This window comes from Ancrocorticia populi (genome assembly GCF_003123745.1).
Lineage (GTDB): Bacteria > Actinomycetota > Actinomycetes > Actinomycetales > Actinomycetaceae > Ancrocorticia > Ancrocorticia populi.
Window position 1 is genome coordinate 168,153 of the sequence record NZ_QETB01000003.1, and the last position, 13,752, is coordinate 181,904.

General features: G+C 60.1%; 11 protein-coding genes. 1 reads left to right on the forward strand and 10 read right to left on the reverse strand.

The window, feature by feature from the left end; genetic code table 11:
* Positions 1-15: 15 nt before the first annotated feature.
* From pntB to DD236_RS06300, 7 genes are all read right to left on the reverse strand, one after another.
* Positions 16-1,455 carry a Re/Si-specific NAD(P)(+) transhydrogenase subunit beta gene (pntB, locus tag DD236_RS06270; protein WP_109093535.1) on the reverse strand — a complete coding sequence of 480 codons (1,440 nt, stop codon included), beginning with the start codon at positions 1,453-1,455 and terminating at the stop codon, positions 16-18.
* Position 1,456: 1 nt separating this feature from the next.
* Entirely contained in the window at positions 1,457-2,986 is a 1,530-nt protein-coding gene (locus DD236_RS06275; protein WP_109093536.1) for a Re/Si-specific NAD(P)(+) transhydrogenase subunit alpha, read from the reverse strand.
* 113 nt (positions 2,987-3,099) lie between these two features.
* Positions 3,100-4,080: a DNA polymerase III subunit delta gene (holA, locus tag DD236_RS06280; protein ID WP_207785710.1), complete on the reverse strand. Its 981-nt coding sequence runs from the start codon at positions 4,078-4,080 to the stop codon at positions 3,100-3,102.
* 13 nt (positions 4,081-4,093) lie between these two features.
* Positions 4,094-6,262: a ComEC/Rec2 family competence protein gene (locus DD236_RS06285; RefSeq protein WP_165819845.1), complete on the reverse strand. Its 2,169-nt coding sequence runs from the start codon at positions 6,260-6,262 to the stop codon at positions 4,094-4,096.
* A 67-nt stretch (positions 6,263-6,329) separates the two neighbouring features.
* Positions 6,330-7,118, reverse strand: a complete 789-nt coding sequence (locus DD236_RS12160; RefSeq protein ID WP_207785711.1) for a ComEA family DNA-binding protein — start codon at positions 7,116-7,118, stop codon at positions 6,330-6,332.
* A gap of 96 nt (positions 7,119-7,214) precedes the next feature.
* On the reverse strand, positions 7,215-8,186 hold the full coding sequence (locus DD236_RS06295) for an aldose 1-epimerase (protein WP_109093539.1): 972 nt from the start codon (positions 8,184-8,186) through the stop codon (positions 7,215-7,217).
* A 22-nt stretch (positions 8,187-8,208) separates the two neighbouring features.
* Positions 8,209-11,130 (reverse strand): leucine--tRNA ligase, encoded by a 2,922-nt coding sequence (locus DD236_RS06300; protein ID WP_109093540.1) that lies wholly within the window; start codon positions 11,128-11,130, stop codon positions 8,209-8,211.
* Positions 11,131-11,225: 95 nt separating this feature from the next.
* Between DD236_RS06300 and DD236_RS06305 the strand changes: the two genes are divergently transcribed.
* The gene (locus DD236_RS06305; protein ID WP_109093541.1) at positions 11,226-11,663 is read left to right on the forward strand and encodes an HIT family protein; all 438 of its coding nucleotides are present in this window, start codon (positions 11,226-11,228) and stop codon (positions 11,661-11,663) included.
* Here DD236_RS06305 and DD236_RS06310 read toward each other — a convergent pair.
* The 3 genes from DD236_RS06310 to DD236_RS12165 are packed head-to-tail and all read right to left on the reverse strand — an operon-like array spanning position 11,660 to position 13,642.
* Positions 11,660-12,346 (reverse strand): vitamin K epoxide reductase family protein, encoded by a 687-nt coding sequence (locus DD236_RS06310; protein WP_109093542.1) that lies wholly within the window; start codon positions 12,344-12,346, stop codon positions 11,660-11,662. The genes DD236_RS06305 and DD236_RS06310 overlap by 4 nt on opposite strands.
* On the reverse strand, positions 12,321-13,115 hold the full coding sequence (locus DD236_RS06315) for an HAD-IIB family hydrolase (protein ID WP_109093543.1): 795 nt from the start codon (positions 13,113-13,115) through the stop codon (positions 12,321-12,323). Before DD236_RS06315 ends, DD236_RS06310 begins: the two co-directional genes overlap by 26 nt.
* Complete coding sequence (locus DD236_RS12165; protein ID WP_133246068.1) at positions 13,112-13,642, reverse strand: hypothetical protein; 531 nt, start codon at positions 13,640-13,642, stop codon at positions 13,112-13,114. The genes DD236_RS06315 and DD236_RS12165 overlap by 4 nt, the downstream gene beginning before the upstream one ends.
* Positions 13,643-13,752: the final 110 nt, after the last annotated feature.

Below are 13,752 nucleotides of genomic sequence, written 5' to 3' on the forward strand. Positions count from 1 at the left end.
GGAACGCAGATATGGCTAGCTTGCCTTTGCTACCAGCTCAACTCTAGCCGTGATCTCCTGCACCGATTGCTTCGCATCCCCCAGAAGCATCTGGGTATTGTCCTCAAAGAACAGTGGATTCTGAACGCCCGCGTACCCTGCGTTACCCATGGAACGTTTGAAAACAATCACGTTAGCGGCTTCCCATACGTGAAGTACGGGCATTCCAGCAATGGGTGATCCGGGCTCCTTGGCAGCGGGATTCACCGTATCGTTAGCCCCAATCACCAACACCACATCGGTTTCAGCAAGGTCATCGTTGATCTCGTCCATCTCTAGAACGATGTCATAAGGAACTTTGGCCTCTGCCAGCAGAACGTTCATGTGCCCTGGTAGGCGTCCCGCAACCGGGTGTATACCGAAGCGCACCTGAACCCCACCGGCGCGGAGCGTTTGTGTCAGCTCAGCTACGCTGTTCTGAGCCTGAGCAACTGCCATACCATAGCCCGGCACGATCACCACGGACTTTGCGCGCTCCAGCAGCGCAGCAACATCTTGCGCAGTAGCCTCAACGTGCGTGCCAGTGGCCTCAGCGGAGGCGACCGCTCCGTCGTGGTTCCCAAATCCACCCAAAATCACGGAGATAAACGAGCGGTTCATTGCCTGACACATAATGTAGGACAGGTAGGCGCCGGATGCACCCACGAGGGCGCCGGTGACAATGAGGAGATCATTGCCTAGGGTGAAGCCGGCCATTGCCGCGGCCCAGCCCGAGTATGAGTTGAGCATGGAAACTACAACCGGCATATCACCGCCGCCGATCGCAAGGACTAGGTGGGCACCCAGAAGAAGTGCAATCACCGTGAGAACCACTAGCGGCACCAGTCCCGTAGCGATTGAGCGCGTATGGGCAAGCCAGACGATGAGGGCAACCGAAGCTACCGCGGCCGCTAGATTCAGGAGATTGCGCCCGGGAAGTGTAAGTGGACGGCCGGACAACTTCCCCGAGAGCTTGAGAAAGGCCACTATCGAGCCCGTGAAGGTGACCGCCCCAATGAATACTGCGAGGCCAACTTCACCCATGTGGAAGGCATTTTCTGGCGAATTGGTGCCCGGCAACTCGATGAACGAGTTGTAGCCAACCACCACCGCCGCCAATCCCACGAAGGAGTGGAGCAGCGCGATGAGCTCGGGCATTCCCGTCATTTCGACACTCTTGGCGCGCCATATGCCGATCGCGGCACCAATCACAAGGGCAATGGCAATGAGGGTTGCGCTGAGGGCTTGGCTGGAACCCTGAGAGAGCGTAACCCACACAGTGGCGATGAGCGCTAAGCCCATTCCGAACATGCCCAATACGTTGCCACTCTTGGCCGAGGCCTGCTTGGACAATCCCCCAAGCGCAAGAATGAACATCATAGCCGCCACAAGATAGGCCAGATTCTCGAAGCGGAATACTGCGGACGTAATCTCCATCTCAGCTCCTCGCAAACATCTTGAGCATTCGGTGGGTCACCGTGAACCCGCCAAAGATATTGATGGACGCCACCACTATGGCGATAAACGACGCGACAACCACGAACACGTGAGCAGAGGTGATTTGAGTGATGGCACCCACGATGATGATGCCCGAAATCGCGTTGGTCACTGACATCAGGGGCGTATGCAACGAATGGGTAACGGCCGTGATCACGTAGAAGCCTAAGAAGACGGCCAGCGCGAACACAAAGAAGTGGCCCTGCATGTCCGGCGGCGCCGTCAGTATCAGCCACGTGAAGACCGCGACCAGAAGCGCCTTCCACCACGTCCGCTTAAAGAATGACGGGCGAACCGGAGGTATGGGGGCCGGCACTTGTTCGGCCGTGGGAGCAGGAGTGGCCTGCGGGGCGGCCGATACGCTGATGGGAGGGGGCGGCCACATGAGGGTTCCCTCGAACGTCACCGTCACGCCGCGAACTACCTGATCACTCTGGTCAAGAACTAGATTCCCATCCTTTTGTGGGGTGGCGAGCTTCAGAAAGTTCATGATGTTCTGGCCATACAGCTGTGAGGCTTGGCCTGGTAGCCGCCGGGCAAGATCTTCGTAGCCAATGATCGTGACGCCGTTGGCGGTGGTGTAGACCTCACCCGGCCGCGTCAGCTCGCAGTTTCCACCGGTCGAGGCGCCCAGATCCACGATCACGGATCCGGGGCGCATCTGGGCCACGGCATCCGCGGTAATAAGCGTTGGAGCGGGCTTGCCGGGAATCTGAGCCGTGGTAATGACGATATCGGATCCGATCGCCTCGCGCGTGTAGACGGCCTGAGCCTGCTGGGCCTGATCCTCGCTCATCGCGCGGGCGTACCCATCGCTCGATTCTTGGGAAACCGGGATCGGAACAAACCGCCCGCCCATCGATTCAACCTGTTCGGCAACCTCGGGCCGTACGTCCGTTCCGCTGACTTGGGCGCCCATTGAGGAGGCGGCGCCAACGGCGGCCAACCCGGCAACGCCCGCGCCAATCACGTATACGTTGGCCGGTGGAACCTTGCCCGCAGCCGTGACCTGCCCAGTGAAGACGCGGCCGAATGCGTTCGCCGCTTCGATCACTGCCCTGTATCCGGCAATGTTTGCCATCGAGGAGCGGACGTCCATCGATTGTGCTCGCGAGATCCGTGGAACGGCGTCCATGGCCAGCGCATTGACCTTGAGGGAGGTGAGCTTTTCTACAAGCTGTGGACGGGAATTCGGGTCCAAGCGTGAAATCAGCGTGACACCGGGGCGGAGCAACTCCAGCTTCTCTGCCGGAGGCTCGTCCAAGCAGATCACAACGTCGGACTCCCACACCTCCTTGGACTCCACAATCTCTGCTCCTGCAGCGAGGTACTGTTCGTCCGGGAAGGACGCCGCGTTACCCGCTGCATGTTCTACCCGTACCGTGTAGCCCAAGGTAACGAGCTTTCTTACGGAATCAGGCGGTGCGGATACAAGGTTTTGCTCTGGCTCATTGGGTATGCCAATCAGCAAGGCCCACTCCCATCATCGTTGATTAAGGCGGCCGCGAAGCATTGGTGTTGGTAATGATCGGGCCGGTCTGACCAATTCACATCATACACAAGTTATGACGCAAAGCACAGCAGTCAGCCGCGGGCCTGACCAATCCTCACGATAGCTCTCTCCAGCGCGAATCCCGGGCTGCGAGAGCCTCCCTTCACCTCGGAATCCGCGGCCGCAATGGCAAGGACGGCCTGGGCTAAGCCCTCCTGACTCCAGTGGCGTACCTCGTCTCGCGCGCGCCGAAGCTGCCACGGAGCTAGCTTTATTTCCTTGGGGTCAACCGCGCCGCGAGAGGCCAGTGCGAGGCCCATCCCACGCAGCTTCGAGGCGATAGCTGAGACTATCGGCACCGCCTGCGTACCCGTTGCCATCGCGTGGCGGGCAAGTGTGATGGCCTCCGCTGTACGCCCAGCGATCACCGCGTCTGCCACGGCGAACGGTGTGGCCTCGTTGCGCCCCGCGTAGTAGGTGTGAACTGCGCGCTCATCGATCGTACCTGGTACGTCATCTAGAAGCTGATCCACTGCCGAGAGCAGTTCGCGGACATCATTGCCCAGAGCATCCACAAGATCCTGAACTGCCTCGCGCGTAATCTGGCGCCGCTTGGACTTAGCGTGGGCAGAGACGAGATCCGCCTTCTCGCTATCACGCTTGATAGCAGGAATCGCCGAGCACTGGAATCCGGCGGCCCGGATCGTGTCAAAAAGCTTCTTGCCACGAGGCTTCGAGGTGGAATGCTTGAGAACGAACACCACGTCCGATTCTGGCGCGGCAACGTAGGCTAAGGCATCCGCCAGAAACGCATCGTTCATCGTTTCCCCGCGCGGCACAATGACCATACGAGCCTCGCCGAATAGCGAGGGACTGGCCAGCATCGGGAGCCTTCCGGGACTGTATGCCGCGGCATCGAGACGCGTGACCTCCGTGGACGGGTCGCGGTCCAAAGCGAGGCGGACCAGCCGAGCGATTGCCTGATCCCCCAGCACATCTTCGCCGCAATCTATGAGGATCACCGGGGCAAGGTCAAGCTGATTCCACGCCACGTTCGATGATCCCTTTGCCATGGCACCTAGTATGTCACGGCGTCTCATCGCATCGCGATTCGATGTTACCTTCGGCAGTGATGGCAATCGGGCCACACGTCAATGTATCGAAGACCTGTGAATCCGAGTAGAGATCAAGGGCTGCCGGAGCTGGATGCCCGTAGCTGTTTTCTCCTACGGAAATGAACGTGAAGTCTGGCGAGGCATTCGCCGCGAGTTGGGATGACTGATCCGCACTTCCGTGATGCGCCATGATCACTATCGGCACGTGACCGATGTGCGGAGCGAGCCGCTCCTGAGAATCAGCCGTCATGTCGGAGAGCACTAGAAGTCCCCCACTCACGTCAATATAAGCCGCGAGCGATTGCGCGTTGGCTTCGCCCTCGCGTTGGTTTGGTGTAATCGGCCAGAGGATTTCGAGAAAGTTCTGGAACGTTTCGCCGGCCCGAACGCTCCGATACGGGATACCCGACGCATCGAGCTGGCGTTCCACCCACTCGGTGTTGTCCGCGGGATCGGGGTTGGGTGAGAGCCATACTTCGGCGATATCCACCTCACTCATCACCTCGGGGAGGCCGCCAATGTGATCCGAGTGAGCATGAGACAAGATCAATAGGTCGAGTTCTCTGATTCCCGCGGAGGAAAGGCAACGGGCCGCGGACGGGCCCTCGGGCCCCACATCCATCATGATGGTTGCGCCGGCTTCATTGCGCGCGATAAGTGCTGAGCCCTGCCCAACATCGCACTGGATCGCCGCCCAGTCCTCGGGTGCACCCGCTGGGCGCCCAACAACGAACGTCCATGCCCACCAACAGCCCAGCGCCACTGCTACGCGGGCCGCTAGCATCGCCCCGCGAAAGGCCACCAATGCGGCGAGCATCGCGAAGCAGACCACCCCAGACCATAGCAGCGGGATGCCTGAGCCGGGCGCTGCGGCAAAGGACCGTGCAACTACGTCAATCCACCACGTGGCCATGGTTGCCGGGATGAGCGCTAGGGAAGCTAGCGGCAACGGAGCGGCCAGCGCGACAATTAGACCCGCTATGGTCAGTGGTGCCACTACTGGTGCTACCAGAGCATTTGCGGCTACCGCCCACACGGAACCCTCCTCGCTGAACAGCATGAGGATCGGGACGCACGCCAGCTGAGCAGCCAAGGGAATTGCGATGGCCTCAGCGAGCCCGCGCGGCATCCACACTGCCAGCATCTCAGCAAGCGGCGAACCGACGGTGACAATACCCGCGGTGGCGGCAGCCGATAGCCAGAAACCGTACCCCATTGCGATATAGGGAAATACCCACGAGGTGGCGATGATGGCGATGCAGAGTGCAGGTACCGCACCGGTGCCTCGCCCTACAGACATCGCGGCAAGCAACACCACGCTCATCCCGACCGCCCGGATTACCGACGGGTGCGGACCCACGAGCAGCACCAAACCCACGAGTGCTACGGCGCATAGCGATGCGGCAATAGCGCTGTGTCTGCGGCCCACTATCGCCAGGGTGATCGCAATGACGATGGAGATGTGCCCGCCCGATACAGCAATAAGGTGAGTGAGTCCCGTCAGCTTCATGGCGTCGGCGAGGACCGAAGATACGCGCGAATCGTCTCCTAGAGCTACGCCGGGGATCAGTCCCTGAGCGTGCTGGGGCGCGCCGTCTAGGACCTGGCCCATACCGTCATCAATCTTGGCGACAATGCGCTCGCTTGCCCGCCCAGTACCAGAAACCTGCGTCTCATGCGGGACCATACGAAACGCCACCTCCTGTCGGGGTTCGGTTTCAATTGGCCGTCCCTCGATGCGGACGTTCTGGCCCGGTATCACTCCACAGGGCAGGCTTACGATCGCTACTTTCGTATGGGGGTACTGCGCGGTCTGACCTTCGCCCACAAAACGAGCCACACTCACGTTCGCCGAACACTGGGTTTCGCCCCAAGGCGTCAGGCTCGGGTGGGGACGCGAAGTCACGGTCCCATCGATGATCAACCGGCTGGCCTGACCGCTAACGGTCACTAGCGCGGACGGATGTGCCACGGCCACCTGACATATCCCCACGCCAACACTTGCCACGAGGATCGCCCCATGCACAACGATCCAAAGCCGGGGCACCCGGACCACGATTGCAAGCAGTGCAAGGGCGGCGCCAGCCACAACAAGACCGCTCCCCCAGATGAACCCCTTGCCTATCTGTCCGATACCCACCCACGTCCCGACAAGAGCACAACAAGCCAAGGGAACCAATCTGAAGTCCTGCCGCGGCAGGACGATCCTAGACCGTCGCGAATTCTCTGAGTTGCTCAAGCTTGCCGCTTCCGATGCCGGGGACGTCCAACAAATCATCAACAGCGGAGAAGGCACCGTGAGTCTCGCGCCACTGCACGATCGCCTCCGCAAGTTTGGGCCCGATTCCGGGTAGTGCTTGAAGCTGCTCCGCCCCGGCATTGTTGATGTTCACGACGTCCGAAGATTGCCCGCCGTCCGCCTGACCGCTCGCCGGAGCTTCCCCGGGTTCCGGCACGTGAATGTGTTCGCCGTCTAGCGCGGGCGCCGCAAGGTTAATGGAGCTGGCGTCCGCGTCCTCGGTCAAGCCCCCACCCGCTTCAACCACATCGTTGACGCGCGCTGGCCCGGCCAGCGTATAGACACCCGGGTTCTTCACCTGTCCTGAGATATAGATGGTGACATCGCCGCCATCGATTGGCGTTGCCTCGATCGTGTCCGGCCACGGTGTACTTGTTGGTGCCGAATCAGCGACACTGGCAGAGCCATCCTCACCGAGCGGCACTGGTTCCGAAGGATTCGCGAACGCGAGGGACGCCCAAACTGCCCCAATCAGCGCCACGCACGCAATGATGACCGCGCGCAGCGCCACCCCATCTAACCGGAATCGAGGCTTCGCCCCGCGCTCCGTCAAAGCAGCAACGTCCTCGCCTGTGCCGGACGCCAAAGCCAGAGAGGCCAACGAGCGCCGCGTGGTTCGCGTGGCAGCTGTGCGCGGAGGGCTCGTAGGCTGAGGGCCCTTGTGCTTAGGTTTTGAGCGTGGCGGTGGAAGTGACATGGTCACATCCTCGCGCCCCAGATCCAACCCCCGCGAGTCACATCCCATCCCCTGTGGAGAAACCTCGCACGAACCGACGCTGGGGAAACGCCCGCTCTACCGTTTGTAGCTTAAGGTGAGTGTCAGGGTGCGCTCCTGCCCGGGCGCCAGCCGAATAGCACTTGCAGAATCAGCCCGATTGAACGAATCGGACATTGCCGAACACGGCTCTAGCGCAATGGACTTGCGCTGATCACGCGCTAGGAATTCCCCGGTGTACACGTGCAGTCCGGGGGCCTCGGAAGGCTCCTGAGTCAGCAGGATCTCCCTCCCGCTGGCCGGATCGGTCAGGCGAGAGACAACCACACCATCCTCGCTGGGAACAAGATCCGTATAGGTGCGGTCGATCTTCTGATGCCCAAGATAATCCATGCGCGCTGGCGCGTTGATCCCCGCGATCGCGGCATCGCCCGGAAGCGGGATGAGCTGCGAATCGGAAAGGATCTTGCCGCGCGCAGGAATGGTTAGAGATAGATTCGAGATGCCGTCTAGTCCTGGCATCTTGAGGTAGGGATGCCAGCCGATGGAAACTGGGGCATCTTCTTGTGAGGCATTGAGCGCGCTAATGGACACCGAGAGGTGCTCTAGACCGGAGGCTCCACCCTCAAGAGAGAAGACTACTGAGATCTCGAGCCTCCACGGATACCCAGAACTGGGCTCCAATACGCCCCTCAGGAGCAACGCATCGCCAGCACCCTCTCGAACAAACTCGAGACTTCCGGCCTTTCCGCCGTGCAATCCCAGATCCGGATCCACGTCAGCGCCCAGATGATGCGACCCGAAGGAGTACGCCCCGCCAGCGATCCGCCCAAACCAGGGCACCATCACAAGGGAACGTTTCCCATCTTGAGCGGCAAGCTCGGCGCTATCCCGATAGCCGTCGATAAGTTCAATTCCCTTGGCGGGCTGCCAAGAGAGCAGGGTTGCCCCGCGGGCCGCGATGAGCGCAGTTGAGCCATCGGGCCCCGTCATGCGCCACGCGGGCTGACCATCGAATTTCTCTTCTTCGATGAGCGTTACGTTCGCCATTACTCCTAGGCCTCTCTTATCGTTACGGAACGATATTGATGAGTTTCGGTGCGCGAATAATAATCTTGCGAGGCTCACCGTCTAGGTATTTTGCTACCTTATGCGAAGCCAGCGCCATTGCGCTGAGATCATCGTCTGAAATATCGGAGGCCACTTCTAGACGATCGCGCAGCTTACCTTTCACCTGAACGATGCAGGTTACCGTATCGTCAACCAGCAATGATTCGTCGCTCACCACGGGGAATGGCTCGCGGGCCAGACTCTGGCCGTGCCCCAAACGCCCCCACAGTTCCTCGGCTACGTGCGGCGCCACGGGCGCGGTCATGAGGATCAGATCCTCGACCGCTTTGCGTGGAACGCGTTTAAGCCCAGTCAGGTGGTTGTTTAGCACCGTCATCTTGGAGATCGCAGTGTTGATGCGCATGCCGTCGTAATCACCTGTCACGTCCGCAACGGTGCGTGCCAACAGTTTTGCTGTTTCGCTGTCCAGATCATCCTCAACCACAGTGACCTCACCGGTGGCCTCGTCCACAACGTTGCGCCACAGGCGCTGCAAGAATCGCTGGGATCCCACTACCGCTCGAGTTTCCCACGGACGGGAAACGTCCAGCGGCCCCATGGACATCTCGTAGAGCCTGAACGTATCGGCCCCGTACTCCTCGCACATGGCGTCCGGGGTCACAATGTTCTTCAGGGACTTGCCCATCTTGCCGTATTCGCGATTGACAGGCTGACCTTTCCATTGGAAGGCAACTTCCCCATCGCTGCCTACAATCTCTTCAACCTCTTCAGCGGGTACGTATTGCCCGCGAGCGTCTGTGAAGGCGTAAGCCTGCACATACCCCTGATTGAACAGCTTGTGGAACGGCTCGGACGAGCTGAGATAACCCAGATCGAAGAGCACCTTATGCCAGAAACGCGCGTAAAGCAGGTGCAACACCGCGTGCTCCACACCGCCCACGTAGAGATCAGTTCCGCCCGAGACGTTGCCCTGCTCGGGGCGCGGCCCCATCCAGTACTCTTCGTTGGCGGGATCGCAGAACGCTTCATTATTGAGCGGATCGGCGTAGCGCAGTTCGTACCAGCATGAACCAGCCCATTGCGGCATGGTGTTTGTATCGCGCCGGTACTTCTTCGGGCCATCACCCAGATCCAGTTCGACGTTCACCCACTCATCCGCACGCCCCAGAGGTGGCTCCGGGGATGAGCTTGCGTCATCGGCGTCATACACCTTCGGTGAATAATCGGACACCTCGGGCAGGTCCAAGGGCAGCATATCCTCGGGAATCCCGTGCGCCTCCCCAAACTCATCCCACACGATCGGGAAGGGTTCACCCCAGTAGCGCTGCCGCGAGAAAAGCCAATCCCGCAGCCGGTAGGTCACCTGTGCGTGGCCCTTACCAATGGATTCCAGCCACTCGGTCATCGCCGCCTTGGCCTCGTCCTTACCCAGCCCGGTCAGAGAGATCTGATCGTTGGCGGAGTCCACGGCAACGCCGTCACCCACATAGGCTTCAACACCCAGATCAGGTCCATAGGGAGCCTCTGCCGGCCCGATCGTCCGCACGATATCCAGATCGTACTTGGTGGCAAACTCCCAGTCGCGCTGATCGTGCGCGGGAACCGCCATGATCGCGCCGGTCCCGTAACCAGTCAGCACGTAATCGGCCACGAAGATCGGCACCCGATTGCCGTTGACCGGGTTCACCCCGAAGTAGCCGCTGAAGACGCCGGTCTTAACCCGAGCATCATCGGTACGTTCCATCTCGGACTTGTGGGCAGCCTGCGCCCGGTAAGCGGCAACGGCCTCGGCCGGGCTTACCGCCCCGCCAGTCCATTGCTCCCGCGTTCCCTCGGGCCAGCTCGATGGCAGCGTGAGTGCTTCCTGATCATCTGCCGCGCCAGCCTCAGTTCCTCCCAGAATCGGGTGCTCCGGAGCAACCGCCATGAACGTGGCACCAAACAGGGTATCGGGCCGGGTGGTGTATACCTCTAGGGATGTGCCCGCACCGGGAACTTCGAACGTGACGTCGGCGCCTTCGGACCGCCCGATCCAGTTGCGTTGCATGGAGCGGACCTTGTCAGGCCAATCGATCGTATCCAGATCCTCGACCAACCGGTCAGCGTAGGAGGTGATCCGCATCATCCACTGGCTCAGGCTGCGCCGGAACACCGGGTAGTTTCCGCGCTCTGAGCGGCCCTCGGCCGTGACTTCCTCGTTGGCCAGCACCGTGCCCAGGCCCGGGCACCAGTTCACGGGTGCCTCGCTCACGTAGGCCAGCCGATATCCGTCGATTACTCCGGCCTGCTCGGCCGCGCTCAGCGCGCCCCAATCGCGTCCATCATCAACAACCCGCGCACCGGATTCGAACTCAGCGCGCAGCTCGGAGATAGGACGGGCAGCACCCAGTCCGCGCCCATCACGGCGCTGGGCCTCCGCATCAAACCATGAGTTGAAAATCTTCAGGAAGATCCACTGCGTCCACTTCACATACTCGGAATCCGTAGTGGAGAAGGAGCGCCGAATATCGTGGGAGAGGCCGATGCGATGCAGCTGGCGCCGCATGTTCGCCACGTTTTCTTCCGTGGTGATGCGCGGGTGCTGACCAGTCTGTACCGCGTACTGCTCGGCCGGCAGGCCGAAAGCGTCATAACCCATGGTGTACAGAACGTTCTTGCCCTTCATCCGCTGGTATCGCGCCACCGTATCGGTGGCGATATACCCCAGCGGGTGGCCCACGTGCAGGCCCTTACCCGACGGATAGGGGAACATATCTAGGAGATAAAACTTCTCAGGGGGAACGTCACCGGCAAGGGCACCAACAGGGTTGGGAGCGTTAAATGTGCCTTCCCTATCCCACCGCTCCTGCCACGATGCCTCGATCTGGTTAGCCAGCTCGGCCGTATAACGATACGTTGTGGCGGCCGTCTCCTCTGTTGCCATTACACTCCTTCACGGTAAGTCTGCTTTTAAGACTATCGCAGGCCTGCGCTCCGCCCATCCGTTGTCCACTGTGAGACTCGGCCTAGAATGGTGTCATGAGCGTATTTACAGAGATCATTGCAGGTAATATCCCGGGTCGCTTCGTATGGGCAGATGAAACATGCGTAGCTTTTGGCACCCACGAACCTATCAAGGATGGGCACACTCTCGTGGTGCCCCGCCAAGAGGTTTCCCGATTCACCGATTTGGATGAGGAGGCTTTCGCGCACCTCGCCGTCGTCGCCCAAAAAATCGGAAGGGCCCAAGAACATGCGTTTAGCGTTCCAAGGGCAATGCTGATGATCGCTGGTATGGAGGTGCCGCACGTGCATCTTCACGTTATCCCCGCGACGTCTGAGGCCGATATCCGGTTCGAGAACGCCCAGTCTGGGCTTCCGGGAGAGAAGATGGACGCGGCGATCGAAAAGGTCCGGGATGCCCTCAGGGAGCTTGGTTACGGCGAGTTTGTTCCGGCGGATTTACACTCCCTTTAGAAAACCAGCGGCCACTTATCCCAGAACGCAACCACAATGACGGCCAGCAAAATCACGTAAATTCCCGCCACGATGTACCAACGTCCACGAACAAGAGCGGAGCGCAGGCCGTCCGGGAGCGAGACGTGGCCGGCTTGAGCCGAACGCGCCCACGTGTTGACGATGAGTGGGATTGTCACTACCCAGACGATCAGGCAGTAGGGGCACAGGGAGCGTTCAACGGTAATGGACGTCCACTGGAACCACACGAGCCACGCGGCCGCAAGGACCATGAGGGCGTCGAGTCCGACCCAGAGCCAACGGCCCAGACGCCCACCGGATGCTAAAACCACGCCAAGCGCGAAGATACCCGCGAAGAAGGCGAGGCCAAATACGGAGTTCGAGGTGTCGAAGAATACCGAATTCTGCGAAGCGGTTAGGAACTTGCTACAGCCAATAAGTGGGTTGATATCGCACGTAAGCGCAGTCCCGGGATCCTGCAGCATGGCCTTTTCAGCGCGTAGAAGCTCGATAGCGGCAAACATGCCGCAGATCCCCACGAAAACCATCAGGAGCGAGTAGCCGAGTGGGGCGCCTCCCTCGCGTTGGGTTGGAGTAGGCAGCGCGCCCGAATGATCACGTTCGAGGTAGCGCTCTACTTCCGCATCCGTTAGCTCATCAATGTTCACGTTCTGACGGCTCATTATCTTCCCTTTGCTCGCAGCGACGGACGTAATCCTCGACAAAGGCCGCCGTATCTTCCCAGCCGGTGACGGCGTGGGTATCAATGCCTAAACGCTTGACCGGATAATCATTACCGCCCTCATCGAGGCGGTCACCAACGAAAAGCATATCGGGAATAGCGATGCCAGTCTGCTTGGACAGCTCGGCGATGCCGTACGCCTTATCGATGCCTCGCCGCGTGATATCTATGGACGTGGATCCGCCCGAGCGAACCTCGAGATCTGGCAGCCGCGGTGCCACCGCCGCGCGCAATGCCTCCTTCTTTGACCTGTCCGGATCCCACGCCTTCTTGGCCTCCACAGGGGCAGATTGGCCAAGCGCGGAAAAAGTAATCTGAGATCCGCGATCCTCCAAAATCGGACCCCAGGTCTCAGACTCCCAAAGGCCGAGCCTGCGAGCTTCCTCCTTCAGCACAGCCAAAGCGTCTGAACGCTCCTTGGCGCTGAGATCGCGGGCGTACACATCGCGCCACGCCCCGTCCGTGAACACCACGTAACGGGTGCCGCAGGTAGGCATCAAGTGGAGATTGGCAAGAGCTGAAGGCTCTGCCTTGAGATTCGCCAACACTTGGGCATCAAACTGCGCGAACTGTCCGCCCGAGATGACGCAAACTTGCGTTAGGCGAAGTAAGGCGTCCAGCGCGTTTGCCATCCGGTCAGGAAGCGGCGATTTTGAAGGTGCCAGCGTATCGTCCAGATCGAAGGCAACTAACTTGTAGTTGGTGCTCATGCGGCAGCCGATTCATCCCCTTCGTCCTTCACCGTGGTCTCGAGAATCACGCGAGTGATCCCAAGGATGAAGAGGGCAAACACGACGTCGCGAACAAACACGAATATGCCGCTGAAGATCTGCATACCCGACGCGTAATCGTAGCTCAATACGGTGATGAGGCTGAAGAGTGCGGCAACTGCGATCGCTCCTGCCACGATGAAGGCGAAGATCATGACTAGCTTCGCAATCTTGGATCCAAACTTCTGGGAAAAATCAAGAGAGAAGAAGGCGCCTAGCCCGGACGTCTGCGAAGGCGCCTGGTAGCCGTATGGCTGGCCATAAGCGGGCTGGCCGTATGCCGCCTGCTGCGGGTAGCCCTGAGGCTGGCCGTACGCCTGCTGGGGGTAGCCCTGAGGCTGGCCGTATGGCTGCTGACCGAACTGTGCCGTGCCGGGTGCCGAGTATGCAGAAGGTGCGGACTGCTGATTCTGAAATCCCTGCTGGTTGTCCGGCTGATTCTCCGGCGAATTTGGCTGAGTCATCATTCGTTCCTTTTCTCGGCTTGGGAGAGATTACCCCATACCTTAGTACTTCGATCTTCCACAGAGTTTCCAAGCCAGTTGGCCACTCCTAGAAGGAAACTACATCATGTCCC